At 66.3% G+C, this 26004-nt stretch carries 28 protein-coding genes, 3 tRNA genes and 3 pseudogenes; 17 read left to right on the forward strand and 17 right to left on the reverse strand.

The annotated features are described in order from the left end of the window. Nucleotides 1-515 precede the first annotated feature (515 nt). Entirely contained in the window at nucleotides 516-1412 is an 897-nt protein-coding gene (locus AC5P7S_RS10125) for a M48 family metallopeptidase (protein ID WP_053500725.1), read from the reverse strand. An 88-nt stretch (nucleotides 1413-1500) separates the two neighbouring features. After that, a complete protein-coding gene (locus AC5P7S_RS10130; protein ID WP_065179569.1) occupies nucleotides 1501-3393 on the reverse strand; it encodes a formylglycine-generating enzyme family protein in 1893 nt (630 codons plus the stop codon). 84 nt (nucleotides 3394-3477) lie between these two features. Between AC5P7S_RS10130 and rnd the strand changes: the two genes are divergently transcribed. Beyond that, nucleotides 3478-4557, forward strand: coding sequence for a ribonuclease D (gene rnd / locus AC5P7S_RS10135; RefSeq protein ID WP_005417789.1), 1080 nt, complete (start codon nucleotides 3478-3480; stop codon nucleotides 4555-4557). 132 nt (nucleotides 4558-4689) lie between these two features. On the opposite strand, the gene AC5P7S_RS10140 is transcribed toward rnd, so the two are convergent. Next, nucleotides 4690-7020, reverse strand: a complete 2331-nt coding sequence (locus AC5P7S_RS10140) for a TonB-dependent receptor (RefSeq protein ID WP_095377619.1) — start codon at nucleotides 7018-7020, stop codon at nucleotides 4690-4692. A 495-nt stretch (nucleotides 7021-7515) separates the two neighbouring features. Between AC5P7S_RS10140 and AC5P7S_RS10145 the strand changes: the two genes are divergently transcribed. Further along, a tRNA-Ala gene (locus tag AC5P7S_RS10145) sits at nucleotides 7516-7591 on the forward strand. A gap of 60 nt (nucleotides 7592-7651) precedes the next feature. Here AC5P7S_RS10145 and AC5P7S_RS10150 read toward each other — a convergent pair. Next, nucleotides 7652-7822, reverse strand: coding sequence for a hypothetical protein (locus AC5P7S_RS10150; RefSeq protein WP_005417792.1), 171 nt, complete (start codon nucleotides 7820-7822; stop codon nucleotides 7652-7654). 164 nt (nucleotides 7823-7986) lie between these two features. Here AC5P7S_RS10150 and AC5P7S_RS10155 point away from each other — a divergent pair, with 164 nt between their 5' ends. Further along, complete coding sequence (locus AC5P7S_RS10155; RefSeq protein WP_095377620.1) at nucleotides 7987-8472, forward strand: hypothetical protein; 486 nt, start codon at nucleotides 7987-7989, stop codon at nucleotides 8470-8472. Nucleotides 8473-8478: 6 nt separating this feature from the next. Here the strand turns inward: AC5P7S_RS10155 and AC5P7S_RS10160 are convergent, their stop codons facing one another. Continuing rightward, nucleotides 8479-9240, reverse strand: coding sequence for an SDR family oxidoreductase (locus AC5P7S_RS10160; protein WP_032954356.1), 762 nt, complete (start codon nucleotides 9238-9240; stop codon nucleotides 8479-8481). Between the two features lie 132 nt (nucleotides 9241-9372). Between AC5P7S_RS10160 and AC5P7S_RS10165 the strand changes: the two genes are divergently transcribed. Continuing rightward, nucleotides 9373-10215 carry a bifunctional transcriptional activator/DNA repair enzyme AdaA gene (locus tag AC5P7S_RS10165; protein ID WP_069139808.1) on the forward strand — a complete coding sequence of 281 codons (843 nt, stop codon included), beginning with the start codon at nucleotides 9373-9375 and terminating at the stop codon, nucleotides 10213-10215. 43 nt (nucleotides 10216-10258) lie between these two features. Here AC5P7S_RS10165 and curA read toward each other — a convergent pair. After that, nucleotides 10259-11283, reverse strand: a pseudogene (gene curA, locus AC5P7S_RS10170) (NADPH-dependent curcumin/dihydrocurcumin reductase). A 364-nt stretch (nucleotides 11284-11647) separates the two neighbouring features. Between curA and AC5P7S_RS10175 the strand changes: the two are divergent. From AC5P7S_RS10175 to dxs, 7 genes are all read left to right on the forward strand, one after another. Continuing rightward, nucleotides 11648-11723: transfer RNA gene (locus AC5P7S_RS10175), tRNA-Phe, on the forward strand. A 71-nt stretch (nucleotides 11724-11794) separates the two neighbouring features. Then, nucleotides 11795-11870, forward strand: a tRNA-Phe gene (locus AC5P7S_RS10180). Nucleotides 11871-12029: 159 nt separating this feature from the next. After that, nucleotides 12030-12581: a lipocalin family protein gene (locus tag AC5P7S_RS10185; protein WP_069139810.1), complete on the forward strand. Its 552-nt coding sequence runs from the start codon at nucleotides 12030-12032 to the stop codon at nucleotides 12579-12581. Between the two features lie 163 nt (nucleotides 12582-12744). Further along, a complete protein-coding gene (locus tag AC5P7S_RS10190) occupies nucleotides 12745-13221 on the forward strand; it encodes an LEA/WHy family protein (RefSeq protein WP_053501243.1) in 477 nt (158 codons plus the stop codon). A gap of 64 nt (nucleotides 13222-13285) precedes the next feature. Beyond that, the gene (locus AC5P7S_RS10195) at nucleotides 13286-15076 is read left to right on the forward strand and encodes an acyl-CoA dehydrogenase C-terminal domain-containing protein (protein WP_065196611.1); all 1791 of its coding nucleotides are present in this window, start codon (nucleotides 13286-13288) and stop codon (nucleotides 15074-15076) included. A gap of 391 nt (nucleotides 15077-15467) precedes the next feature. After that, nucleotides 15468-16133, forward strand: coding sequence for an HNH endonuclease (locus AC5P7S_RS10200; RefSeq protein WP_032954353.1), 666 nt, complete (start codon nucleotides 15468-15470; stop codon nucleotides 16131-16133). 105 nt (nucleotides 16134-16238) lie between these two features. Beyond that, the gene (gene dxs / locus AC5P7S_RS10205; RefSeq protein WP_095377664.1) at nucleotides 16239-18146 is read left to right on the forward strand and encodes a 1-deoxy-D-xylulose-5-phosphate synthase; all 1908 of its coding nucleotides are present in this window, start codon (nucleotides 16239-16241) and stop codon (nucleotides 18144-18146) included. A gap of 132 nt (nucleotides 18147-18278) precedes the next feature. On the opposite strand, the gene AC5P7S_RS10210 is transcribed toward dxs, so the two are convergent. From AC5P7S_RS10210 to AC5P7S_RS10220, 3 genes are all read right to left on the reverse strand, one after another. Then, nucleotides 18279-18482, reverse strand: coding sequence for a hypothetical protein (locus tag AC5P7S_RS10210; RefSeq protein WP_005417823.1), 204 nt, complete (start codon nucleotides 18480-18482; stop codon nucleotides 18279-18281). Nucleotides 18483-18653: 171 nt separating this feature from the next. Continuing rightward, complete coding sequence (locus AC5P7S_RS10215; protein ID WP_095377621.1) at nucleotides 18654-19211, reverse strand: DUF3011 domain-containing protein; 558 nt, start codon at nucleotides 19209-19211, stop codon at nucleotides 18654-18656. Between the two features lie 132 nt (nucleotides 19212-19343). After that, the gene (locus tag AC5P7S_RS10220; protein ID WP_005417826.1) at nucleotides 19344-19550 is read right to left on the reverse strand and encodes a hypothetical protein; all 207 of its coding nucleotides are present in this window, start codon (nucleotides 19548-19550) and stop codon (nucleotides 19344-19346) included. Nucleotides 19551-19952: 402 nt separating this feature from the next. Here AC5P7S_RS10220 and AC5P7S_RS10225 point away from each other — a divergent pair, with 402 nt between their 5' ends. From AC5P7S_RS10225 to AC5P7S_RS10235, 3 genes are read left to right on the forward strand one after another with little or no spacing between them, the layout of a single operon-like run. Further along, the gene (locus tag AC5P7S_RS10225; RefSeq protein WP_005417831.1) at nucleotides 19953-20228 is read left to right on the forward strand and encodes a hypothetical protein; all 276 of its coding nucleotides are present in this window, start codon (nucleotides 19953-19955) and stop codon (nucleotides 20226-20228) included. 12 nt (nucleotides 20229-20240) lie between these two features. After that, nucleotides 20241-20474 (forward strand): DUF1653 domain-containing protein, encoded by a 234-nt coding sequence (locus tag AC5P7S_RS10230; protein WP_005417832.1) that lies wholly within the window; start codon nucleotides 20241-20243, stop codon nucleotides 20472-20474. A 33-nt stretch (nucleotides 20475-20507) separates the two neighbouring features. Beyond that, nucleotides 20508-20840 (forward strand): SMR family transporter, encoded by a 333-nt coding sequence (locus AC5P7S_RS10235; RefSeq protein ID WP_065179577.1) that lies wholly within the window; start codon nucleotides 20508-20510, stop codon nucleotides 20838-20840. A 36-nt stretch (nucleotides 20841-20876) separates the two neighbouring features. On the opposite strand, the gene AC5P7S_RS10240 is transcribed toward AC5P7S_RS10235, so the two are convergent. The 5 genes from AC5P7S_RS10240 to AC5P7S_RS10260 all read right to left on the reverse strand — a co-directional run bounded on the left by AC5P7S_RS10240 (nucleotide 20877) and on the right by AC5P7S_RS10260 (nucleotide 23192). Next, nucleotides 20877-21050 (reverse strand): DUF1328 domain-containing protein, encoded by a 174-nt coding sequence (locus AC5P7S_RS10240; protein WP_005417836.1) that lies wholly within the window; start codon nucleotides 21048-21050, stop codon nucleotides 20877-20879. A 94-nt stretch (nucleotides 21051-21144) separates the two neighbouring features. Next, nucleotides 21145-21786, reverse strand: a complete 642-nt coding sequence (locus tag AC5P7S_RS10245; RefSeq protein ID WP_095377622.1) for a LysE family translocator — start codon at nucleotides 21784-21786, stop codon at nucleotides 21145-21147. A gap of 98 nt (nucleotides 21787-21884) precedes the next feature. Next, nucleotides 21885-22493, reverse strand: a complete 609-nt coding sequence (locus AC5P7S_RS10250) for an ATP-dependent Clp protease proteolytic subunit (RefSeq protein WP_053499231.1) — start codon at nucleotides 22491-22493, stop codon at nucleotides 21885-21887. A 37-nt stretch (nucleotides 22494-22530) separates the two neighbouring features. Continuing rightward, entirely contained in the window at nucleotides 22531-22881 is a 351-nt protein-coding gene (locus AC5P7S_RS10255; RefSeq protein ID WP_065179579.1) for an SRPBCC family protein, read from the reverse strand. Beyond that, the gene (locus AC5P7S_RS10260; RefSeq protein ID WP_005417843.1) at nucleotides 22881-23192 is read right to left on the reverse strand and encodes an ArsR/SmtB family transcription factor; all 312 of its coding nucleotides are present in this window, start codon (nucleotides 23190-23192) and stop codon (nucleotides 22881-22883) included. The genes AC5P7S_RS10255 and AC5P7S_RS10260 overlap by 1 nt, the downstream gene beginning before the upstream one ends. A 74-nt stretch (nucleotides 23193-23266) precedes the next feature. On the opposite strand from AC5P7S_RS10260, the gene AC5P7S_RS10265 reads away from it, so the two are divergent. Then, complete coding sequence (locus AC5P7S_RS10265; RefSeq protein WP_321573326.1) at nucleotides 23267-23971, forward strand: aspartate/glutamate racemase family protein; 705 nt, start codon at nucleotides 23267-23269, stop codon at nucleotides 23969-23971. Between the two features lie 12 nt (nucleotides 23972-23983). Here AC5P7S_RS10265 and AC5P7S_RS10270 read toward each other — a convergent pair whose 3' ends face one another. Continuing rightward, complete coding sequence (locus AC5P7S_RS10270; RefSeq protein ID WP_061478088.1) at nucleotides 23984-24379, reverse strand: hypothetical protein; 396 nt, start codon at nucleotides 24377-24379, stop codon at nucleotides 23984-23986. A 242-nt stretch (nucleotides 24380-24621) separates the two neighbouring features. On the opposite strand from AC5P7S_RS10270, the pseudogene AC5P7S_RS10275 reads away from it, so the two are divergent. Beyond that, nucleotides 24622-25137, forward strand: a pseudogene (locus AC5P7S_RS10275) (DUF3011 domain-containing protein). A 137-nt stretch (nucleotides 25138-25274) separates the two neighbouring features. Continuing rightward, nucleotides 25275-25361, forward strand: a pseudogene (locus tag AC5P7S_RS10280) (GNAT family N-acetyltransferase); the annotation flags it as partial. On the opposite strand, the gene AC5P7S_RS10285 reads toward AC5P7S_RS10280, so the two are convergent. Both AC5P7S_RS10285 and AC5P7S_RS10290 read right to left on the reverse strand, forming a co-directional pair. Continuing rightward, nucleotides 25340-25681, reverse strand: coding sequence for a low molecular weight protein tyrosine phosphatase family protein (locus tag AC5P7S_RS10285; RefSeq protein WP_095377623.1), 342 nt, complete (start codon nucleotides 25679-25681; stop codon nucleotides 25340-25342). The pseudogene AC5P7S_RS10280 and the gene AC5P7S_RS10285 overlap by 22 nt on opposite strands. After that, a complete protein-coding gene (locus AC5P7S_RS10290; RefSeq protein WP_005417854.1) occupies nucleotides 25678-25878 on the reverse strand; it encodes a hypothetical protein in 201 nt (66 codons plus the stop codon). The genes AC5P7S_RS10285 and AC5P7S_RS10290 overlap by 4 nt, the downstream gene beginning before the upstream one ends. Nucleotides 25879-26004: the final 126 nt, after the last annotated feature.

Below are 26004 nucleotides of genomic sequence, written 5' to 3' on the forward strand. Positions count from 1 at the left end.
AGGCCCGAGCGACTCGGCCAACTCCACGGCTTGGTGCTTGAACTCATCGGTATACCTACGACGGGTGATACGGGACATAAGGGACCTCCAAGTGCGATCAAAGTATCGCTTCTTGGCGTCCGCTGACGGGGGGCCAGATCAGACACCCCGCACTCCGACACCGCCCCACCTCTGACAGTTTTCCGCGATGGGGTAGATCCACGCCATGCGTGGATGAATCTCTTTCAGATATCGAATCAATTCGGGGTCAGATCCGTTTTCCTGCGGAAAACGGATCTGACCCCAAGCGCCATTCCGGCAGGTCGCAGAAATCTGTCGAAGGCGGGGTGGGTCCGGTTGCGGGAGTGTCCGCGGCATGGATGCCGCGGCCAAGCCCCCATGGACGGGTTTACGGCGTCTCCCGCAACCGGACCCACCCCGCCATCCCACGGATAGCCAGCTTTTGCTTCGGCTGTTGCTGTTGCTGTTGCTCTGGCTTCGGCAGGTGCAGGGCTGCAAGCCCTGCCGAACACCCTCTACTTTGCCTGCTCGCAGAACTTCTGCCGGTACTCGAGCGCCTTCGGCATCAGTGCCTGCAGGTTCTGGATGCGGGTGCCCGGATTCGGGTGGGTGGAAGCGAACTCCGGCGGCGCCTGGCCGCCACTGGCCTGGCCCATGCGCTGCCACAGCGGCACCGCCTCGCGGGGATCGAAGCACGCCGCCGCAGCCAGCATCAGCCCCACTTCATCGGCCTGCGTCTCGTGGCTGCGCGCATAGGGCAGCAGATAGCCGTAGCCCATCGCCGACATCATCATCTGTTGCTGCTGCGCATCCATGCCGCTGGCGGCACCGGCCATCTGCCCGATCTGGGTCAGCTTCTGCTGCGCCATCCGCTGCGCACCATGGCGCAACAGCGCGTGGGCGATCTCATGGCCCATCACCACCGCCATCGCATCACGCGTACGCGCCACCGGCACCAGGCCGGTGTAGACCGCCATCTTGCCGCCCGGCAGGCAGAACGCATTGGCCTGCCCGGACGGGATCACGTTCACTTCCCACTGGAAATCCCGCGCGAAATGCGCCGGCTGCACGCCGTGCTCCTGTGCCAGCGCGGTCTCCACCACGTCCACCTTGGCGATCAGGCGCTGCGCGATGTCGCGCACATCGCGCGCGATCGGCGCATTCGGATCCATCGGCCGTTCCTGCGAGAGGATCTGCTGGTAGGCCTGCAGACCGAGCGCGGTCTCCTGGCGCGCATCCAGGCTGCTGTCGATCATCACCTTCTCGCCAGTGTAGGGATCGACGGTGCGATTGGAGAACCAGTAGAACACCGCATAGCCCGCCGCCAGCAGCAGCACCCACCAGCGGATGTTGCCGAACAGGCCGCGTCGCTGCGGACCTTGGGGCGAGCGGGAAAAGGGATCGTTGCGCATCGGTGGTCTTCCAGCAGACCCCGCCGGCTGGCGGGCACGGCGCAATCTTAGTGCGCGGACGCCAGCAGCGGGTGAAGCCCGATGCCGCTCAGATGCCGCGCACCAGGCGGAAGCCGATGCGCGCATTGGTGGTGTCCGAATCCTGCGATTGCCGCCAGGCCGCACGGGTCTGCTCGGGCGCATTGGCCCAGTTGCCGCCCCGGATCACCCGTGACCGGCAGCCCGGGTTGAACCAGGCGACACCATCGGACGGCGCACGCCGGTAGCTGGCGTGCCAGCAGTCGGCCACCCATTCGCTCAGATTCCCGGCCATGTCGTGCAGGCCGAAAGCATTGGCCTGGAAACTGGCCACCGGCGCTGGTCCCCACCAGCCATCGCCATAGCCGATGAAAGCGTTGTGCCAGTGCCGACCCGAAGGCGAGACGTCCTTGCTGCCGGTGAAGTTGCCGCTGCCCGGCGGCGGCGTACCGGCGTCTCCCCAGGGGTAGCGGCCACTGCTCCCGGCGCGCAGCGCATATTCGAATTCGGCCTCGCTCGGCAGCCGGTAGCTGCGTCCGGTCTGCTCGGACAGCCATGCCGCGTAGTTCTCGGCATCCCGCACGCTGACATGCATCACCGGCGAGTTACCCAGTGCGCGCGCGCCATCGTAATCCGAACGCCAGTCGACGCCGCTGCGGCGGATGAAATTGCCGCTGCGCTCGTCATAGACCACCGAGTGGCCGCGCCGGGTCGCACGTGGTCGTGCATTGGTCGACTTCACATAGCGCTCGAAATCGCCGACGGTAACCTCAGTGATCGCCATCGCGAAGCCGCGGTCAAAGCGAACGTAATGGGAGGGGCGCTCGGCGTCGGTGGAGCCGGGCTCGGCATCACCCGCGCCCATCTGGAAGCCGCCATGCGGCACAACCACCATCTGCGGACCGCGCCCACCATCACGCATCGCGTCGCTGAACACCTGGCCCGGGCGGAAGCTGCCGTAATGGGTGGCCAGATCGATGCGTTCGCGCAGCTGGGCCACCACCGCATCCCCCGGCAAGGCGATGCGCAGGGCCTCGGCCAGCTTTTCGCGCGCCGGCTTCAGCCCCTGCGGCGTGGCCAGCTCGCGCAGGCCCTCATCACGCAGCTGCAGCAGCGCGGCGGCGCGGATCTGCTCGATGCGCTCGAAGGCATCGGCAATGGTCGGTGACGAGTCACGGACCTTGCTGGCTTCGGCCAGCCAGGTGCCCGCACTGGCAAAGTCGCGTACGCGCGCGGCGTCCTCGGCCCGGCGGATCAGGCCACTTTCGGCCGCCGCCAGGCCCTGCCGCGCCCGGCTGTTGTCTTCGTCCAGAGCCAGCGCTTCACGGAAGTTGCCAATCGCACCGTCACCGTCCTCGCCGATCCGCCCCGATCGCAGGTCTTCCTCGCCGGCACGGTTATAGGCCACCACGCGCTGGGCGAGCTCCACCCGGCCCTGCAGCGCGCGCACCTTCTCATCCTTCGGCGCCAGGGTCAGCAGCACCAGTGCCTGGCGACTCGCCTCGGCCAGCGCCTCGCGCTGCCGTAGTGGCCGAACCAGCAGAGCATCGGCCTGCTGCTGCAGGCGCTGGCGAGCACGCTGCAGGCCGCTGCGGGCCAGGCGATCATCCGGATCTTCCTCCTGCACCGCCAGCCACAGCGGAACCGCCGCGTCGGCGTCCTCGTACAGGTGCCCTTCGCTGAACGCCTTTTCGGCTGCGCGGCGCAGCTGGGCGACGCTGCGGCCCTGCCGGTCGACGCGTGGCGGTGTCCACCGCTGCACGTCCTCGGTGGCATCCTCACCGGCAATGGTGACGCTACCCTGCCCCACCCCCGGCGTCGGCTCCGCCAGTGAACCTTCCTGCGGCCGCGCGTCTTCGCCAGCAGCCGGCCCCGGCTCCGGTGTTGCCGAGGGCGACGGCGTGCAACCGGCCAAGGCCACGGCCAGAGCGGTGCACAGCACGGACGACAGCGGAAAACGCAAGCAGGATCTCCTTCGGCACGGACGCGGACCGACGTTAGGCTATTCTCCCCTGCCTGAGCAAACCCGAGTAGTAGGCCCTGACCCGTGGCAACCTGGATCACCACCCCCGCCGAGCTGGATGCGTACTTCCAGCAGCGTCCGGCCCGCATCGGCCTGGACACCGAATTCATCCGTGAACGCACGTTCTGGCCGCAGTTGGCTCTGGTGCAGATGGCGGTCGGGCAGGACATCCTGCTGATCGATCCGCTGATTCCCGGCATGGCCGAGGCACTGGCGCCGTGGCTGGCCGATGAGTCGATCACCAAGGTGATGCACAGCGCCAGCGAAGACCTGGTTGCCTTCAAGTGGACCTGCGGCGTGTTGCCGCGACCGCTGTTCGACACACAGATCGGCGCCTCGCTGGCCGGCATTGGTGGCGGCATGGGCTACCAGAAGCTGGTCGCGGAAATCACCGGCGTGGCGCTGGCCAAGGGCGAAACCCGCTCGGACTGGATGCGCCGTCCGCTCTCGGAGTCGCAACTGCAATACGCCGCCGACGACGTCGAGCACCTGTTCGCGCTGCATGACGCCATTGATGCCAAGTTGCAGGCGCTGGGCCGCCAGCAGTGGCTGCACGACGACGGCGAGCGCCTGCTGGCCAGCGTCGCCAATGACGAGGACCGCTGGCCGCATCTGGCGATGCGCTCAGCGCAGTTTCTCGATGCTCCCGCGCAGCGCCGCCTGCTGCGCCTGCTGCGCTGGCGTGATGTGCAGGCACGCAGCAGCGACCGCCCGCGCAGCTGGATCCTGGACAACGAACTGGCCGCCACGCTGGCACGCACGCCACCGGCCGATGCCGCCGCGCTGGCCACGCTGTTTGAACAGTTCCCGAAGGCACCGCGCAAGCTCGCCGGCGCGGTGTGGCAGGCGCTGGACACACCGCTGGCCGATGAGGCCGAGGCACCGCTGGCATTGCCCGCCAACGACACCAACAAGCAGGCACTGAAGAGGCTGCAGGACGCCGTTGCCGAGCGCAGCCGCGAGCTGGGTCTGCCGGATGGCGTGCTGGCCTCGCGCAAACATCTGGAAAGCTACCTGGAGCGCCGCCAATGGCCGGCCGCACTGGCCGGCTGGCGCCAGCAGGAACTGGAGTCGCGGCTGCAGGCGCTGCTGCCTGCACGCTGAAGCGCCGAGCGCGGCGCGGGATTGCGTTCCGGTCACCGTCGAAGGCCATGAAAAAGGGCGACCCGGATCACTGGGCCGCCCTTTGCATTCCAGCAGTACGATGGCGGGAAGACCCGCCACCGTGGCAACGCATTACCAGTTCATGTTCAGCGAGACACCGACGGTGCGCGGTTCGTTGTATACCGCAGCCATATAGTTCTCGATCACACCCTTGAGGTTCTTCTCGTTGGTGATGTTGCGCGCGAACAGCGCCACTTCGTAGGCACCATAGTTGCCCGAGTAGCCGATCTTCAGGCCGCCTTCGAAATCACCTTTGGAGTTGAACTCCTTGCTGTCGTACAGCACGAAGCTGGTGTAGCCCTGCTTGTTCCAGTCGGTGGACACGAACATGGTGCCCGCGTCGCTGACCGGGAAGTCGTAACGGGCGGCCAGGTTGACGTTGTACTTCGGCGCGTTCGGCAGCGGGTTGCCGTCGATCTGCGCGAAGGTGTTGGCACCGACCTTGATGGTCGGGTCATTCACCGTGCACACCACCTGGCCGTTGAGGCCGCAGACCTGCGCGTAGACGCGCTTGTCCTTGATCTCGCTGTGCAGCAGGCTCAGGCCGGCGCTCAGGGTCAGGTTCGGGATCGGGCGCAGCTCCATGTCCGCTTCGAAACCATAGGCCTTGGCCTTGTCGGCGTTGAACAGCACGCCGTTGCCGTCCGAATCGTTGCCGTTGAGCTGGATGTCGTTGACGGTGTAGGTGAACGCGGTGGCGTTCAAGCGCAGGCGGTTGTCCCACAGGCTGCTCTTCACGCCCGCTTCCCAGGACAGGATGGTCTCGGAATCGGCGGTGGTGAAGTCGGCATTGAACACGGCCGAGCGGCCCTGGATGGTCGGGCCGCGGAAGCCGCGGGCGACCTTGGCATAGACGCTCACGTCCGGCGTGATCTGATACATCGCGCTCAGATCCCAGCTCGGGGTGGTGTCGGACATCTTGACGTCGGTGCGGCCCTTGTAGGTGGCCACGCCAGCGGCAGTGTCAGCCGTCTTCAGCAGGCGGGTGTGCTTCTCGTCCCGGGTCTGGCGCAGGCCGGCGGTGACGGTGAACTTGTCGGTGAAGGCGTAGCTCAGCTGGCCGAAACCGGCCCACGAGGTGTTCTTGTTGCGCAGGCGCACCCAGTTGTTCGGGTTGCGTGCCGCGCCCTGCAGGAACCAGGCGCGCTGGTAGAAGTCGGTGGTGTCGCTGCCGTTGAAGTAGAACGCACCGGCCTGCCACTGCAGCGCGCTGTCGTCATGGCTGGCCAGGCGGAATTCCTGGGTCCACTGGTCCAGGTCGCGGATGCGGCCCATCGACTGGCCGTAGCCGTTCGGCACGCCGTTCACCGGGAAATTCACCGCAGCGCCGCCGTCGGTGTCGCCACGGCTGTAGCCCGAGGTGGTTTCGTAGGCGGTGATTGAGGTGAAGTCGATCGCGCCGAAGTCGTAGCGTGCCTTCACCGAGCCGCCGTAGGTCTTGTAGGCCTGCGGGTTGTTGTCGGCTTCGTCGTAGGCAACCTTGTCGCGCGGCACGTCGGTCTTGTTCGAGCCCTTGGTCAGCGCACCGCGCAGGAACAGGGTCGAGGTGCCTTCGTAGTCACGGGCGTGGGCCGAGGCCAGGATCGAGAACTGGTCGCTCGGGGTCAGCAGCAGCTGCGCGCGTACGTTGCGGTCATCGAAGCCGCCCATCGCGTTCTTCTTCGGGCTGACCGTGCCGTCGGCACTCGGGCCCTTGTAGGTGTTGTCGACGTAGTCATCGCGGTGCTGGTACAGCGCCGACACGCGGAACGAGGCGATGTCATTGATCGGACCGCCGAAGCCGCCGTCGATCGACACGCTGTTGTAGGTCGCGTAGCTGGCGCTGACCCGGCCGGTGTAGTCCTGGGTCGGCTTCAGGGTGTCGAACTTGACGATGCCGGCGGTGGTGTTGCGGCCGAACAGCGAGCCCTGCGGGCCACGCAGCACTTCCACCTGGTCCACGTCATAGACCGGGTTGGACTTCAGCACCACGTGCTCCAGCACCACATCGTCCTGGATGATCGACACCGGCTGCGAGGCCCCCAGGTAGAAGTCGATATTGCCGAGGCCACGGATATAGAAGCGCGGGAAGATGCGGCCGGTGGTGGTTTCCGCATACAGGCTAGGCACGCGGCCGGACAGTGCCAGCAGGGTGTCGTCGCCGCCGGCGGTGAAGTCGCGCATGCGCTCGCCCTGCACCACGCCCACCGAGACCGGCACTTCCTGCAGGTTCTGCTCGCGGTGCTCGGCGGTCACGGTGATCGTGTCCAGGCCGGTCGGGGTCGGCGCGCTGTCCTGCGCGGCGGCACCGAAGCTGCCGACCAGGGCCAGGCCGGCGCAGGCCAAGGCCAGCGGATGGCGACGGAAGGAAACGAAGGAAGACGACAGACCCGACAGGCGGCGGGAATCGGAATGGGAGGGCATGGAATGCTCTGAGGAGGCGTCCGTGCGGCCTGCGCGAGCCGGGCGGCAAAAAGGGGGAAAACTGCGCAAGCGGCCATTATCCCCCAAATTGTTACGATTTCGTTGCGCGGCACCCGAACCCGGCGAAACAAGCGGTTTCGGCACAGTCCGCCGGCAACGCCTGGGGTCAGCTCCGTTCTCCCAAGGAAAACGGAGCTGACCCCGAAGCTCCTGGCAGCCGGGTCAGCGCGACATCGACCCTCGCAAGTCGCCCGCATGCGCGCTGCGAAACCAACTCTCGCCTTACTTCTACGGCGCCACGGCTTCGCGGAAAGACTGCTCATTGCTGACGCCCCTGGCATTGCCTTGCGCAACGCCTGATCTCTGTCGAATTCGCCCTGCTGCGCCAAGCACTGGCCCGAATCCGGCCGGTACGGCGGTGGATCCAGGCCTTGCGTCGTCCCTGCCCGGCGCTTGGCAAGCCCGGCAGGCAGCGCTACACTGCAGCCCTGCCGTGGGGCCATAGCTCAGCTGGGAGAGCGCGTCGTTCGCAATGACGAGGTCAGGAGTTCGATCCTCCTTGGCTCCACCACTATTCAGAAGAACCCGTAGATCCTGGCGATCTACGGGTTTTTTCTTGTCTGGAATCCGCCTAGCCGGGTTCCTGGCCGCCATCCTTGCGGCGCGGGCTGCGCGAATGCGCATCACGCACCTGTTGGTCGCACTGGCCCGGCCGCTGCTTCGCCACGTTGTCCTGCTTCCGGTCCTGGCGGCTTTCCTGGATGCCCTGCTTCGGGTCCTGATCCTTGTCTGGCTCGTTCATCTGATTACTCCCTCATCGGCATCAGGCCGACGTTCTGCCCCACGCTAGAGGCCGGCGGGTAATCCACAGGTCAGTCCCGCGCCAACAGCGTGTGCACGAACCCACTTGCTGCGACGGTGAACACACGCCCAGAATCCGATGCAGCACGAATTCCGCGTACACCCATGCCCCCGCCCGCCCAGCACGCGGCACACACCGTGCCGATGAACTTCAATCCAACCGACGGCAGCATCCAGCTCGGCACGCTGCCGAACCTGATCTGTCCCAGCCTCTCACTGCAGGAGGCGCGCATCGCCTTCGCCACGCTGACGCATGGCGAGCGCGATGTCGGCACCGGCTATGTCTGGCTGAGCCTGCACCGGCTCAGCCTGGGCGGTGCACCCGCTGGCATCAGCCTGTGCTTCCACGGCCAATACCTCGACATTGTGACCATGAGTGTCGACCTGCCTGGTGCGACGCTGGACGACGGCTGGCCGAGCCAGGCTGCGATCAATGCCGAAGTTGCCTTCATGCGCCGCACGCTGGGTGCAGCGCTGGGTCGCACGTTGAGCGGCGGCCACGCCCGCTTCAGCTGGGGCGAGGCTTGGGCCCGGTTTGACCCGAAGGGATTCATGGCGAGCAGCGGCCTCCGCTACTCGCGTCGCACGTGACGGCGCTCAGGTTCGGGTGATCGACACGCCGCCTTCAACGCGCATTGCGGTACCGGTAACGAAGCTGCTTTCATCGCTGGCCAGGAACAACGCCGCATTGGCGATCTCCTCCGGCTTGGCCATGCGCTTGAGTGCATGCAGCGAGCGCACGAAATCACGCGCATCACCGGTCGGTGCCGCCTGCCGGCCCATCTCGGTATCGGTGCCCCCGGGCAGCAGCACGTTGCTGCGCACGCCACGCGCGCCGTATTCGGCGGCGATCACCTGGCTCAGGCCGATCAAGCCGGCCTTGCTCGACGCATAGGCCGCCATTCCCGGGAAGCCGACGGTGTGGCCGACGAAGGTGCCGACAAACACCAGTGAGCCACCGCCGCGTGCCAGCAACGCCGGCAACTGGGCGCGTGCGGCATGGAAGGCGGCATCGAGATTGGTGGCCATCACCTCGCGCCACGCATCCACCGGGAACTCTGCTGCCGGTGCACCGGGGCCGAGCATGCCGGCATTGTTGAGCGCGATGTCCAACCCACCGAATGACTGCTGGGCCAGTTCCACCAGCGCCGGTGCCGTGGCCGGATCAGCCACGTCCGCGGCATGCACCACCACCTCGCCACCGGCGGCGCGGATCTGCTCGGCCAGCGCCTGCAGCGGCTCCGGCCGCCGTGCGTTGAGCACCAGCTTTGCCCCTTCTGCAGCGAAGCGCAGCGCGCTGGCGCGGCCGATGCCGGCGCTGGCACCGGTGATGAGAGCGATCTTGTTGTTCAGCCGCATGGTCGTGGTACCGGTTGTGAAGTGGCCGCCACGATGCCGCGCCTCTCGCCTGCCAACACTCCGTTTCCGGGCCCGGCCCATCGGTGCAGGAAACGGAGTTTCCGCAGAACCAGCACGTGCCAGAATCCGGCCATGGACAGCACCGCCACCACCGCCCTCGATGCCCGCGTCGAACGGGTTTGCCGCCACCTTCAAGCCAGCCACGACGAACCCTCGCTGCAGGAACTGGCCGGGATCGCGGGTTGCAGCCCAACCCGTCTGCATCGCCTTTTCAAGGAAGCAACCGGGTTGACCCCGAAGCAGTACGCTGCCGCGCTGCGCGCCGACCGCCTGCGCACCGGGCTGGAACAACAGGAACGCATCACCGACGCCTTCCACGATGCCGGCTTCGGCTCCAGCGGTCGCTTCTACGAGAACGCGCCGAAGCTGCTGGGCATGACGCCGAAGCAATGGCGTGCCGGTGGTCGCGGCGAAGTCATCCACTTCGCGCTTGCCGAAAGTTCGTTGGGCAGCGTGCTGGTGGCCAGCAGTGCCACCGGCGTGGTCGCGATCCTGCTCGGCGACGATCCGGAAGCGCTGCTGCAGTCACTGCAGCAGCGCTTCCGCCAGGCCGAACTGGTCGGGGCCGACAGCGGCTATGAACAACTGGTGGCACAGGTGGTGGGCCTGGTCGAGGATCCCTCGCGAGGCGCCACGCTGCCGCTGGACATCCGCGGCACGGCCTTCCAGCAACGTGTATGGCAGGCGCTGCAGCAGATTCCGCGCGGACAGACGGCCTCATATGCCGAAATCGCCGCGCGTATCGGCGCGCCGCGATCGAGCCGCGCGGTGGCACGCGCCTGCGCAAGCAATCCGCTGGCCGTGGCGGTGCCCTGCCACCGGGTGGTGCGCCGTGACGGCGACCTGTCCGGCTATGCCTGGGGCGTGGCACGCAAGCGCGAACTGCTGCGCCGGGAAAAGATCGCCAACGGCTGACACGACCCGCAAGCGCCAACCTTGGCCGGCATCGGCCAAGCCCTCAGTCCAGCTTCACCACCAGCTTGCCGAAGTTGTGCCCCTGCAGCAGCCCGAAGAACGCCTCCGGTGCATTTTCCAGCCCTTCCACCACATCCTCGCGGTACTGGATGCGGCCCTCACGCAGCCACTGCGCCATCTCGCGCTCGAAGTCCGGCCACAGGTGCTTGAAGTCGTGCACGATGAAACCGCGCACGGTCAGGCGCTGGCGCAGGATCTGGCTGAACAGCACCGGCAGGCGGTCCGGGCCAGGCTGCGCAACACCACGATTGTTGTAGGTGGCGATGGTGCCGCACACCGGAATGCGGGCGAAGTCGTTGAGCAACGGCAGCACCGCATCCAGCACATGGCCCCCGACGTTCTCGAGGTACACGTCGATACCCGCAGGTACCGCGCGCGCAGCTGCTCGGCAAAATCAGCCGCGCGATGATCCAGCGCCACGTCCACGCCCAGCGTCTGCAGATAGGCACGCTTGGCCTCGCCACCGGCGATAGCCACTACGCGCGCGCCCTGCAGCTTGGCCAACTGCGCCACGGTCGCGCCGACCGGCCCCGTTGCGGCGGCCACCACCAGCGTCTCTCCCGGCTGCAGGCGGGAGATTTCATGAAGGCTGGAATAGGCGGTGAAGCCCGGCATGCCATACACCCCCAGCGCCGTACTCAACGGCAGCCCGGCCGGGTCCAGGCGGCGGCCCAGCGCCTTGGCCGGCAGCACCGCGTGGGTCTGCCACCCGCCCGGCGCCAGCACCCGTTCGCCCACTGCGACACCCGCAGCCCTGGACTGCAATACCTCGGCCACGGTCTGGCCTTCCATCACAGCTTCCACTGCCACCGGCGCGGCATACGACGGTCCCTCATCCATGCGTCCACGCATGTACGGGTCCAGTGAGAGGTAGCGATTGCGCAGCAGCACCTCACCGTCGCCCAAGGGCGGCAGCGCGGCCTGCTCCAGGCGGAAATTGGCTGCAGTGGGCGCCCCCTGCGGACGCGACGCCAGCACGATGCGGGTGGTGGTCGATGAGTCGGACATGACGACGGTCTCTGCTGTTGCCAGCATCAGGAAGGAACGCCGACACTACGCCGCAGCGTTCCCCCATGGGGGTCACGAAAACAGCGTTCCATGTCCGGTATCGGTGCCGTCCACGCGCAGGCCGCGCCACGCCGCGTTTGTCGATCACCGTGGCCCGCTGAATTCCGCCGCACGCGATGATCACCGCGCCACCGCGCACGGATGAATCGGCATCCAGCGCCCCCCCTGCCCCGCGACGGCGGATCAAGTACTTGCGTCTGCGCAGACGGCAATGTGAAGGTTTTTTGCCAAAATGCTTGCCGTAGCCGGCTGACCTCCGTAATATGCGCGTCCTTGGCAGCGACCTCGCTGCAATGAACTACGTGGCCGAGTAGCTCAGTTGGTAGAGCAGGGGATTGAAAATCCCCGTGTCGGCGGTTCGATTCCGTCCTCGGCCACCACGTTCGACAGCCTGCAGAAATGCGGGTCTTTTTTTCGGGAATCGCAGTTGATCGTGATTGCCACACAGTTTGGCCGAGTAGCTCAGTTGGTAGAGCAGGGGATTGAAAATCCCCGTGTCGGCGGTTCGATTCCGTCTTCGGCCACCATCTTTCGAGACCTGCAGAGATGCAGGTCTTTTTTTGTCCGTGCTTCGCGCACTGCACGAGTGGCGGATGCGGCGCCCGCGCACACGCCCGGTTGACGAAACATTTACACCGGCATGCGCGGCGGCACCTACGCTCCAGACTCCTGCCTGGAGCCTACCGATGCCTCTGCGCCCCGCCCTGTTCGCCTGCCTGCTGCTGGCCGCTTTCCCGGTGATCGCCACTGAACCTGTGCGCGCGGTCGAGCGCCTGGACATCGATCGCTACGCCGGCCAGTGGCACGAGATTGCGCATCTTCCGGTCTCGTTCCAGAAGCAGTGCGTGGGCGAGATCACCGCCAACTACGGACTGCGCAGCGATGGCCGCATCAGTGTCACCAACGCCTGCCGCAACGGCGACGGTGAGCGCGTGGTCGCCGAAGGCGTGGCACGCGCGGTGGCCGGCCATCCCGGCCAGTTGCAGGTGCGCTTCGCGCCGGACTGGCTGAGCTGGGTCCCGCTGGTCTGGGCCGACTACTGGGTGCTGGCGCTGGACCCGGACTATCAGTGGGCACTGGTCGGTGAACCGGACCGGAAGTACCTGTGGATCCTCTCGCGCCTGCCGGAAATGGATCGCGCACGCTTCGAAGCGCTGAAAGAAAAAGCCGAGGCCATGGGCTACGACCTGCGCCCGCTGCGCCTGATGGCCCCGCTTCGCGATACGCCCACCGATTGAACCGCGTCGCAACCGCGGCGCCGCGCGCGCGCCGTCCGGCACCGCGCACGCCCGGCCGCCATCTTCACGCGCTACCCTCTGCGACGGGTCGCCACAGGCGATCCAAACAACCATACGCCGTAGTATGCTTATCCAAACGCACCCCTCCAGAGGACTTGCGCCCATGCTCCACCGTTTCCGTATCGCCTTGATTGTCCTGTGCACCCTCGCCCTTGTTGCCTGCAACAACGGCATCGTCAAGCGTGTTTCGGAACCGGCGGCCAGCCTGCAGCAGCTGACCGTGCGTGCCGACGGCAACTGGACCGTGGCCCTGCGCCTGCAGAACTTCAGCTCGATGCCGATGACCTTCGATGACGTCTCGCTGGCGCTGACCGTCGGCGACAACGAAGCCGGCACCCTGCACGCGAAGCCTGGCATCTCCATCGGCGGCACCTCCGCCGACGTGATCAATGTCGACCTGGTGCCCAGCTCGGCCGCGCGCCTGGTGGTGGCCGATGCGCTGGCCAGCAACCGCACCCTGGCCTATGGCCTGAAGGGAACGGTGGCGGCCACGCCGCAGGAAAAGAAGCAGCGCAGCTTCGACATCAGCAGCCGCAGCACCCTCAACCAGGCCCCCGGCCTGCCCGGCGTGCTGCGCTGAACGCGCCTTTCGTGGCGGCGCCCGGCGCCGCTCTCCCCTGCCCTGATCAAATCGAGACGTACCGATGAGCAGCTACACCGCCCCGCTTTCCGACCTCCGTTTCGCCCTGCACGACGTGCTCAAGGTCGAACCCCTGTTCGCCCGCCTGGGCTTCACCGACGCCACCGCCGACGTGGTCGATGCCGTGCTGGAGGAAGCCGGCCGCTTCAGCGCCACCGTACTGGCCCCGCTCAACAGCGTCGGCGACGAGATCGGCTGCGTGCTCGACCAGGCCACCGGTGAAGTGACCACCCCGCCCGGCTTCAAGCAGGCCTACGACCAGTTCGTCGATGGCGGCTGGACCGGCCTGACCGCCTCGCCGGAGCTGGGCGGCCAGGGCCTGCCGCACACCCTGGGCGTGCCGCTGAACGAAATGATCAATGCCGCCAACCTGGCGTGGGGCAACTTCCCGCTGCTCTCCCACGGCGCCATCGAAGCGCTGAAGCAGCACGGCGAGGCCTGGCAGCACGAGGCTTTCCTCAAGCCGCTGATCGAGGGCCGCTGGACCGGCACCATGTGCCTGACCGAACCGCACTGCGGTACCGACCTCGGCCTGCTCAAGACCAAGGCCGAGCCGAACGCCGATGGGAGCTATTCGATCACCGGCACCAAGATCTTCATCACCGCCGGCGAGCACGACCTGACCGGGAACATCGTGCACCTGGTGCTGGCCAAGCTGCCCGACGCTCCCCCAGGTGCCAAGGGCATCTCGCTGTTCGTCACCCCGAAGTTCAAGGTCGACCGCGACGGCAACGTCGGCGAGCGCAACGCACTGCGCTGCGGCTCGATCGAGCACAAGATGGGCATCAAGGGGTCGGTCACCTGCGTGATGAACTTCGATGGCGCGCAGGGCTACCTGGTCGGCCAGCCGCACAAGGGCCTGCAGGCGATGTTCACCATGATGAACACCGCGCGCCTGGGGGTCGGCCTGCAGGGCATCGGCCTGTCCGAGCGCGCCTACCAGAACGCGCTGAAGTACAGCCGTGAGCGCCTGCAGTCGCGCGCCCTGAGTGGTGCCAGGTTCCCGGACAAGCCGGCCGACCCGATCCTGGTCCACCCGGATGTGCGCCGCATGCTGCTGACGGTGAAGTCGCTGGTCGAAGGCAGCCGCCTGCTGGCGCTGCACGCCGCCACCCTCATCGACGTTGCCCACCATGCCGAGGATGCCGCTGAGCGCGAGCGCGCCGACACCCTGGTGAGCTTCCTGACCCCGATCTCGAAGGCCTGCCAGACCGAATGGGGCATCGAGAACACCTACAACGCCCTGCAGTGCTTCGGTGGCCATGGCTACATCCGCGAGCACGGCATGGAGCAGCTGGCCCGCGACGCCCGCATCACCACGCTGTATGAAGGCACCACCGGCATCCAGGCGCTGGACCTGATCGGCCGCAAGACCGCGTCCAGCCAGGGCGCCGGCCTGAAGCTGATGCTGGCCGAGATCGAAGCCTTCGCCAAGGAACACGAGGGCAACGAAGCGCTGGCCGAGTTCATTGGCCCGCTGCGCGCCAAGGCCGCCGAATGGGGCAAGCTGACGATGGATGTGCTCCAGCGCGCGGCCGGCAATCCGGACGAACTGGGCGCGGCCAGCTACGACTACCTGTTCTATTCGGGTTACGTGGTGCTGGCCTACTGGTGGGCCCGCAGCGTCGCCGCCGCCGACGCCAGCGCACACGGCGCCGCCTTCGCCCAGGGCAAGCGCGAGACCGCGCGGTTCTACTTCGCCCGTGTGCTGCCGCGCACGCTCAGCCACGCCGCTGCGATCCAGTCCGGCGCCGCCCCGCTGATGGCGATGGACGACGAGCGCTTCGGCGCCTGAGCCGGGCTACGCCCGGCACCGGTAGTGCCGGCCGCTGGCCGGCAACCGCAACAGCAACAGCTGCATCCCGGTGGATGGCGGGGCGGTGTGGGCTGGCAGGACACGCCGTAAACCCATCCATGGGGGCTCGATGGCGCCATCCATGGCGCCAACGGTCCTGCCACCCCACACCACCCCGCCTCTGACAGTTCCCCGCGAACTGCGTAGATCCACGCCATGCGTGGATGGTCCCCCCCGAAATCCATCTGGAGAAGAGCCCCCTTTTGTTAAAGGGGGCGCGCCGACAGGCGCGGGGAATAGGTGGAATGCGCGGACCTGAATGTTGACGATTTGTGTATCGCCTGTCGGCGATACACAAATCGTCAACATTCAGGTATAAGCTGTTCTCCCGATGGAGACAGACACTACACGCTTGGGTCTGATCGAAGCCGGAGCTCCGTTTTCTGCTCCGGGCGCCGAAGCATCGCCCAACGCCACGACGCTGCATCGCCCCGGTTCGGTCCGGCTGCTCTCGCTTGATGCCCACGGACGCGTACTGGACTGGATCACCTGGCAGGATGCGGCCTGCCTCTACGCCCGCGAGGCAGTGGCCTGGACGCTCGGCGATCCCTGCCTGCATATCCACGGTGGCACCAACCGCTTCAGCGGCCTGCAGAGCGGCATGGACCTGCACCCGATCATCGCCGCCCGCGGCCACGCCCGCTCCCGCGCGATCGACCCGACGCCGAACCTGACCAATCAGGCCCTGTTCGCCCGCGACGCCCATCTGTGCATGTACTGCGGCCAGCAGTTCACCCGCCCGACGCTTACCCGCGACCATGTCATGCCGCTGTCCAAAGGTGGCCTGGACTGCTGGGAAAACGTGGTCACCGCGTGCTTCCACTGCAATTCGCGCAAGAGCGACCGCACCCCGCAGCAGGCCGGCATGCCCCTGCTGGCAGTGCCCTACCGGCCCAGCTGGATCGAGCACCTGATCCTGTCCAACCGCAACATCCTGGCCGACCAGATGGCCTTCCTGAAGGCGCAGTTACCCAAGCGCTCGAAACTCAGCACCTGAATGCCCGAAAATGCAACCCTCACCGTCCTGTCACGGACGGCGGCGTTTGCTTGCCCCACCCCCGTTTGAGGGCGAAAATGGGCGTTCAGAAAAAGTGCGAACATGATGATCGACTCTGCCCGCTATCCCCGCCTCGCGCGCATCCAGACACCGGATGACCTGCGCACGTTCGACGAATCCGAATTGAGGGCGGTCGCCGACGAACTGCGCACCTACCTCATCGAATCGGTGGGCAAGAGCGGAGGTCACTTCGCCGCCGGCCTGGGCGTTATCGAGCTCACCGTGGCCCTGCACTATCTGTACCAGACCCCGGTCGACCAGCTGGTGTGGGACGTCGGCCATCAGACCTACCCGCACAAGATCCTGACCGGCCGCCGCGACGAGATCCATACTGTCAAGCAGAAGGACGGTGTCGCGCCGTTTCCGAAGCGCGAGGAAAGCGAGTACGACACCTTCGGCGTCGGCCACTCCTCCACCTCGATCTCGGCCGCGCTCGGCATGGCCATCGCCCGCCAGTCCGAAGGCGACGACCGCAAGGTCGTGGCAGTGATCGGTGACGGCGCGATGACTGCCGGCATGGCATTTGAGGCGCTGATGCACGCCGGTGGCATGGAGCCGGAGCCGAACCTGCTGGTGATCCTCAACGACAACAACATGTCGATCTCCGAGGCAGTGGGCGGCCTGACCAAGATGCTGGGCCGAGCGACCGGCAGCCGTACGCTCAACGCGCTGCGCGAAGGTGGCAAGAAGATCCTCGGTGACAAGAAGAACAACCCGGCGCGTTTCGTGAAGCGCTGGGAAGAACACTGGAAGGGCATGTTCGTGCCCTCCACGATGTTCGAGGAAATGGGCTTCCACTACACCGGCCCGATCGACGGCCACGACATGCCGGCCCTGTTGTCCACCCTGAAGACGCTGCGCGCCTCCAAGGGCCCGAAGCTGCTGCATGTGATGACCACCAAGGGCAAGGGCTACGAGCCGGCAGAAGGCGATCAGATCGGTTACCACGCCGTGGGCCCGTTCGATCCGGACAAGGGCCTGGTGGCCAAGGCCGGGGCCAAGAAGCCGACCTATACCGATGTATTCAGCGACTGGCTGTGCGATGCCGCCGCCGCCGAGCCGCGCCTCTACGGCATCACTCCGGCGATGCGCGAAGGCTCTGGTCTGGTGCGCTTCAGCAAGGAATACCCGCAGCGCTATTTCGACGTGGCGATCGCCGAGCAGCACGCGGTCACCCTCGCCGCCGGCATGGCCACCCAGGGTGGCAAGCCGGTGGTGGCGATCTACTCCACCTTCCTGCAGCGAGCGTACGACCAGCTGGTGCACGACGTGGCGATCCAGGATCTGGACGTGCTGTTTGCGATCGACCGCGCTGGCGTGGTCGGTCCGGACGGCGCGACCCACGCCGGCAACCTCGACCTCAGCTTCCTGCGCTGCGTGCCGAACATGGTGGTGATGGCACCCTCCAATGAAGCCGAGTGCCGGCAGATGCTCAGCACCGGCCTGCAGCACCCGGGTCCGGCGGCCGTGCGCTACCCGCGCGGTACGGGTACCGGCGTTGCGGCCGGCACCGACCTGTCGACCCTGCCGATCGGCAAGGGCGAGTTGCGCCTGCAGGGCAACCGCATCGCCCTGCTTGCCTTCGGCAGCACCGTGCCCGCCGCCGAGCAGGTCGGCCGCGAACTGGGCCTGAGCGTGGTCAACATGCGCTTCATCAAGCCACTGGATCGCGAGCTGGTGCTGACCATGGCCGCGCAGCACGAGGGCCTGGTCACGATCGAAGACAACGTCGTGGCCGGCGGTGCCGGTTCCGGTGTCGGTGAACTGCTCAATGCCGAAGGCGTGCTGCGTCCGATCCTGCACCTGGGCCTGCCCGACAGCTACCAGCACCACGCCAGCCGCGAGGACCTGCTGGCCGAAGCCGGTATCGATGCGGCCGGCATCCGCGCCGCCGTGCTCAAGCGTTGGCCACAGCTGGCCGCAGGCAGCCCACCGCTGAGCGCAGCGGGCTGAGGCCGATCAGGAATCCACGCATCACGGGAAGGTGCAGCCGAAGGCTCGCACCTTCCACGGTGGAAGCAGGTGGTTCCACGCCATGCGTGGATGGCCGGACCCCGCAGGCCTGCCCCGGCAGGCGCCCCACGCTCAACCGTAACTGACCGCTTCCACGAACGCCCCGCTGGCCTCCACGCGCACGGCGGCGCGCTGCCCGGTGTCGACGAAGTGCAGGCGGGCCAGGGTCTCGGCAAAGTCATAGGCTCGTGCGCCATCACGGAACTCGATTGGCTCCGGCCTATCCGGGTGCAGCACGCGCCACTGGCGCTGTTCGCATTGCAGGCGGATCAACATGCAGCTCACTCCTTGAGGCAGCGTATCGACGGCGGCGCGATGCTGATGCCGGCTACGGCAATCGACATCGGTAATCAGGGCACGCAAGGCACCCTGATCACAGACGATACGGCGTTCAAAATGTGAGCTGTATCAGATTATTCTGATTTTCATGGGTTGAATCCGTAAAGCTCAGTTCACCTGAAACTGCGCCCTGCAGCCATCGCTCACCCAGATGCCGCGGCGATCCCAGCCCCAGCTCTGGCCTTCGATGCAGGCACTGCGCGAGTCCTGGCGGATCAGGCGCACGCCCCGGCGGATGCGGGCATCGCAGTACTCCTGCCGGTGGCCATTGGAATGGCAGGTAACCACATCGCCGCCACCCCATCCATTGCCGTTGCCCCAGCCGCCGCCATTGCCGCCCCAGCCGCCGCCGCGGCGGTATTCACCGACGAATTCGGCACGGCACCCCTGTGTGACCCAGACGCCGTTGCGCGACTGGCCCCAGGTATCACCTTCCACACAGGGCGAACCGGACAACTGGCGGATCAGCCGCGCGCGGCCATCCAGGCGGCACTCGTTGCTGCGGTTCTTGACCGACTCGCAGCGCACGATGCCACTGCCATCGCGGCCGCCATAGCGATCGTCGTCGTAGCCGTAGCCATAGCTCTGCGCCTGGGCGCCGCCGGCGGCCGCCAGCATCGGCAACAGGGTGCAGGCCAGGGTGCGCCAGGTGAGTGCCTTGCCCATCGAGATCTCCAGATGAATACGATGGCGCAAGCATCCGGGATTCACGGCCCGGCGCACAGAGGGAGGCGCGATGGCAGTTGTTCCCCCATTCAAACAACTCAACCGTGGCTGACTGCACTACGGGGGCTGGCGTCACTCTCCAACGTAAAGCGCGTCTACCGTGTTGCCAAGCGCCTCGACCCGCACCGTGCTGCGCTGGCCGGTGCGGCGGTGATGCTCCAGGGCCAGCGCGGCGGCGGCATCAAAGGCGTCGGCGCCCCGGGCGTAACCGGTGGTGTCGCTCACCTGCGGATGCAGTACGGACCAGCGCTGGGCATTGCATTGGACGGTGATGACCATCGGGAGGCTCCTGCGGATGAAAGGGTGCAGTGGCAGGCAGCGGGCCGCTTGCCGTTACACCATCAGGCTAGCGACCGCCTCCGGGATGGCCCATCAGATTTGTACGAAAATGCCGCGCCTTCGCGTCGGATCTTGGCTTTCCTCACATCCCTGAGTCCGTTTAGCCCGTTCATTCCGTGATCCTTGTCACGGAGTCAGGCTGGCTTCACACTACCGTCATCAACAGGGGCCCCTTCCACATGCGCACCTTCTTCTCACAGCAACGCTGGACGTTGCTGAAGTTCTATTTCGTGGCCAGCTATCTGATCCTGATCGAAGAGTTGATCCGCGCCGCCGTGCATTGAGCGCTTGCTGGCGAGCTATTTGCGACAGAAAATGTCGCTTTAGGCACGGAGCTCGCACATGAAGGTGCTTCTTCTGATCCCGGCCCTGCTGGCTCTGGCCGCCTGTGCCAGCCAGGACACGGCGACCGCGCGCGCTGAGGCATCGCCAGCGACGCCGGTGGTGGGGGGCGACCGAGATGCGCACGGCTGTATCGGCTCTGCCGGGTATCAGTGGTGCGAACACAGCCAGCGCTGCGAGCGCCCCTGGGAGCTGGCGCAGGCGCAGGGCCTGGCCAACACGGCCGAGGCCATCGACGCGTACTGCGCCAAGCCCGCCAGCCCGGCGCGCAAGTGAGCACGCCCTGCCATGGCTGAGCTGACTCCCCTGCCCGATCTCGCCCGTGGCCGGTATCGCCACTTCAAGGGCGGCGACTACGAGGTGATCGACATCGTCCGCAGCAGCGAGACGTTGGAGCCGATGGTGCTCTATCGCGCACTCTATGGCGAAGGCGGCCTGTGGGTACGCCCCTACCCGATGTTCATCGAGCAGGTTCCGGGCGAACACGGCCCGCAGGCGCGCTTCGCTCGCATCGACGACTGATCCGGTGCGACCCGCAGTGAACCGGAGCCCACGATGAACCCCTATGTCTACCTGGCCGCCGCCATCGTGCTGGAAGTGATCGCCACGTCGCTGCTGAAGGCCTCGGACGGCATGAGCCGGCTGTGGCCGACAGTGGGCGCGCTGGTTGGCTATGGGCTGTGCTTCTACCTGCTGTCGGTCACCATGAAGTCGGTGCCGACCGGCATCGCCTATGCAATCTGGTCCGGCGTCGGCATCGTGCTGATCTCGCTGATCGGCCTGGTGGTGTTCAAGCAGCGGCTGGATGCACCGGCATTGATCGGGATCGGCCTGATCTGCGCCGGCGTACTGGTGATCAATCTGTTCTCGCGCAGCAGCGCGCACTGAAGACGCTGCTGCGCGAACGGCGCTAGCTGACCTTCTTCAGCTGACCTTCTTCGCCACGCTCATGCCGATCAGGAACAGCACCACGGCGATGATGATGCCTGCCCAGAACAGGAACTTGGCGATGCCCACGGCGGCGCCAGCGATGCCGCCGAAGCCCAGCACGCCCGCGATGATGCCGATGATGGCGAAGATGATGGCCCACTTGATCATGTCGATCCTTTCCCAGCAGGGAATGCAAACGGTGCGATCAGGCTAGGCCGCCACCGATGCGGCGCTCGTGAACGGGCCGCGTGTGCGGCGTGAATCAACGCGGCCGGAAGCGCAACAACGCCACTGCGAAAGCCAGGAACACGCTTCCCACCAGCCGCTCGAACCAGCGCCGTGCGAATGGCTTGGCGAGCCAACGGCGCAGGCCGTGACCACCGGCCGCATACATCACGTACCAGAACAGTTCGCAGGTCGCGAAGGTCGCCACCAGCACGCTGTACTGCACGGCCTGGCTGCGCGACGGGTCGACGAACTGTGGCAGGAACGCTGCGGCGAACAGCAGTAGTTTGGGATTGCTCAGGCCGACCCACAGGCCGCCGCGGAACACCGTTCCTGCGCCATGTACCGGCGCCAGTGTGACCTCGTCAGCATCGGCCACCGCGGGTGCGGGCCGGCAACTGTCGCGCCAGGCCTTGATGCCGAGCCAGGCCAGGTAGGCCACACCGAGATAGCGCAGCACCTCGAACAGCATGGGCGAGGAATGCAGCAGCGCACTCAGGCCCGCTGCGGAAGCCGCCAGCACCAGCAGCATCGCCAGCAGGCAGCCGGCCATGGCCGGCACACTGCCGCGCAATCCCAGCCCGACGCTGCGGCCAAGGATGTGCAGCATGTTGGGCCCAGGCGTCCCGCACAGCACGAAGACCGTGGCCAGGAACCACCACCAGGTATGCAGGGCCATATCAGGCGTCCACTTCAGAACATCCAACCAGCATAGAGTGCGCCGGCCTGGCGCGGCACACACAGTGCAGCATGGATGCGGTGGTTACAGAAACAGGCTCAGGCCGCGAGCGCGTCGCGCCGTACCAGTACCTGGTCGATCAGGCCCCATTCGCATGCCTGCTCGGCGCTCATGAACCGATCGCGGTCCAGGGTCTGTTCGACCTCCTCGAAACTGCGTCCGCAATGCCGCGCATACAGCTGGGTGATGCGATGCTTGGTGCGCTGCATCTCCTCGGCGTGGATGAAGATGTCCGAAGCCTGGCCCTGCACCCCGCCCAGCGGCTGGTGCACATGCAGGCTGGCATTGGCCAGCGCCGCGCGGTGACCCGGCTCGCCGGCCATCAGCAGGAACGAACCCATCGACCGCGCGGTGCCCATGCACAGCGTATGCACCGGGGCCGAGATGTATTGCATCGTGTCATACATCGCCAGGCCGCTGGAGATCACCCCGCCCGGCGAGTTGATGTACAGATGGATCGGCTTCTCCGGATTTTCAGATTCAAGGAACAGCAGTTGCGCGCAGACCAGCGCCGATACGGTGTCATCGACTTCGCCGTTGAGAAAGATGATGCGCTCGCGCAGGAGCCGCGAGTAGATGTCATAGGAGCGCTCACCGCGCTCGCTGCGTTCCACCACCATCGGTACCAGCTGCATTCTGTCCCGCATGTGCCTGCTCCCTGTAGCGTTCGATCCAGGCGCCGGCTCACGCCGCGCGCATCACCGTGCGATGGTCATCGTTGGACGCCGGCGGTATTAGCGCGCGCCGGTCGGTGAGCCGATGCACGATGGTCAGCACCGTTCCCCCATCCTCATCAGCGCGCAGCCGGAAACACACCAGGCTGTGCAGATGTGGGGGCTGTGCATCGCGCAAGCGGAATCCGAGCTCCCGCCCCTCCTCGAACAGGCAGGGCTTTGGATCGGCAAGATCGGCGGCAGGCAACCAGCGCTCACGCAGTGCCGGATCGAACAGTGCGCGCCAGACCCGTTCCGGTGGCGCAGGCAACCGCTGCTCCATCACCAGCGCGGGAGCCGCTTCCTTCAGAACATCGTCCATCAGTCCATCTCCTCCAGCAGGTTCTGCAGTGCGGACATCCGCGCCGGCCAGTAGGCCCGGTAACGCTGCAGCCAGCGTCCGATGTGGGCCAGCCCGCGCGGATCGACTTCATAGTGGACGAAGCGCCCCTGGCGCTGCTCACGCACCAGCCCTGCATCGCGCAGCACTGCCAGGTGCTGGGACATCGCAGACTGGCTGATCGCAATGCCCTCGCGCAGCGCGCTGGCATGCCGCCCGCCATCGGCCAGCTTTTCGAAGATGTGGCGGCGGGTGGGGTCAGCCAGCGCCTTGAACAGGGCGTTCTCGATCATGATCAACACATTAGCAGTCACTAATGTATGGTGCAACTGCCACACCTGCTGTGCTGCAATGACGACTCCCTGGCATGGAGCTGAGCATGAAGACCCTTGGCCTGATCGGCGGCATGAGCTGGGAAAGCTCGGCGCAGTACTACCGTCTCATCAACGAGACGGTGCGGCACCGCCTCGGTGGCGCGCATTCGGCGCAACTGCTGCTGTGGTCGGTGGATTTCGCCGACATCAAGCAGTTGCAGCACGACGGTCAGTGGGATGTGCTGGGCAACCACATGCTCGATGCCGCGCGGCGACTGCAGGCCGGTGGCGCCGAGCTACTGGTGATCTGCACCAACACCATGCATATGCTGGCCGGCCGGATCGAAGCCGAATGCCCGCTGCCCCTGCTGCATATCGCCGACCCGACCGCCACGGCGATCCTGCAGGCAGGTATCCGCAAGGTGGGACTGCTCGGCACCGCCTTCACCATGGAGCAGGCGTTCTACCGCGACCGGCTGCAGGACCGCTTCGGGCTGCAGGTACTGGTTCCAGAGGCTGATGATCGCCGCTGCGTGCACGACATCATCTACCAGGAGCTGATCGCCGGCGTGGCCAGCGAGCACTCGCGGCAGGTGTACGCCGGCGTGATTGCGCGGCTGGTCGCGCGCGGCGCCGAAGCGATCATCCTCGGCTGTACCGAGATCATGCTGCTGGTGCGCCCCGAGGACAGTGCGGTGCCGTTGTTCGACACGACCACCCTGCACGCGCTTGCGGCGGTGGACGCTGCGCTGGCCTGACCGCGCGCAGCGTCAGCCTTCGCCCTGGACTTCCAGTGCGGTGATCAGCCAGTCGACCACAGCCTGCGAATCACACAGGAAGAAGATGGCATCGCCCGAACGCGCTTCGGTCAGCAGCCGATAGACGGTAATCGCCACCGCCGACTGGTTGGCGATGAACACCTCCGGGCTGCGCGGCCCTTCGCTGTGGCCGGCCACGGCGTGCAACGCCTTGCGCGCAGCCACGGTGGCGGGCGGGTCTGCGCTGCGGGTCAGTTCCGGCCCGCGCAGGCCCCACGCAATGAACACATGCTTGCCCTTGAACGTGGTGTCCAGGACACGCACCTGCCCGGCCTCTGCGCCAGCCGAGCGATGAATGACGGTACTGCTGATCAACGCAACCCCCTGTGGTCGTCGTGGTCCGCGCATCCTCCTCCGCAAGCCGGCTGCACGCCAGTGACGGCAGCCACAGGCTGCGCCGGCATGCGTGGGAGACATGTAAGAAGGTGTAAGCCGATGCGATCGGATGTGCCGCGATGATAAGGGATGTAAGGCCCTGCATGGGCCGGTGCGCACTACTAAATCCCCACTGAGCCAGCGCCGGAACGATCCGTTCCGACGGCCTCGGGCTGGTCCATTCTTGCGGCCCATTCCCCCTGCCGAGGCTCTCCATGACCCATCGCCTGTTGCCGCCCATTGCCACCTCCGCCCTGGCCCTGCTGCTGGTGGCCACCACGGTGGCCGCCCAAGACTACGACAGCGATCACATTCCGCCGCTGCGTTGCGAGTCGCAGTTCAACAAGACCCAGCAGTGCCCGATCGAAGGCCGCATGCGCATGGCCAGGCAGCTGTAGGTCACCCGCTGCGTCGAGGACCAGAACTGGGGCCAGAGCCGCCGCATGCTCTGGGTCACCGAAGGCTGCCGCGCTGAGTTCGTGGCAGACGAACAGGGACGCGGCCGCTGGCCGGGGCGCGGCCGGGATCGTGATCGGGATGACGACGGCGAGCGCCTGGTCTGCGAGTCCTACGAGCAGAAGGACAAGGAATGCCGCATCCGGGTGCGCCATGAAGTGCGCCTGGTCAAGCAGAAGTCGGTGACGCCGTGCGTCGAGGACCGCAACTGGGGCTGGGACCGCCGCGGGGTGTGGGTCAGCGACGGCTGCCGTGCCGAGTTCCGCGTGTATTGACTGCCGACCACACGCTGGCTTTGGCGGATACGCAGACACGGCCGACGTGATCGATGGACTGGGCGCATCCAGTCCAGGAGCCTGCGATGGCACCACCCGATCCTTCCTCGACGATGCTGCATATCCGCGAGGTGATGCCCGCCTCGGGTTTCATCGACAGCGGCATCGTGCATGGATTGGACGAAGGCGATCCGGAGCTGATCTACCGCTTTTCCGGCAGCTGATCGAGATACGTGGTCACCTTTGCGTCCAGCAGGTCCATCAACACCGGATCCATGCAGCGATAGTCGTCGGGGATGTCCAGGCAATGCAGGCGCTTGTGTTCCAGCAGGCGCGCGTACGCGGCCCGCAGGCGATGCTGGTGCTTGGCCTCCATCACGAAGATGACATCGGCCCAGCGGATATCCGCCGGGCCGATGGGGCGTCGTGCGTGCGGGCTGGTGCCGGCCGACAGCGCGTTGAAGCCGGGCCGCCGTCGCCACATGGCTTCGGCGGTCGGGCTCCGCAGCTGGTTGCGGCTGCAGACGAACAGCAGGTCGATCATTCCTGTTCCTGCAGTTGCCGGGCGCTGAGGACCGGATAGGTGAAGCCCAGCTGGCGTGCACGCGCGAGCTTGGCATCGCGCGTATACAACAGCTTCCAGCTCTTCTCGGGCTTGTAGCGGTAGGCGGTCGTGGCGCGGTCGCCACCACGATTGCGGGCCTGGCTGCGACGCCAGGCACGGTTTCTTGCAGATTCCATGATGTGTTCTCGTGAGTACCGGGTTCAGCAGCCGCGGTAGTACGAGTGGCGCGCAGCATACACCGCACGCACAAAAAAGCCCACGCATCGCTGCGCGGGCTTCTTGATTCATCACAGTGGTCGGGA

This window comes from Stenotrophomonas sp. YJH_SMC_32, assembly GCF_059369975.1.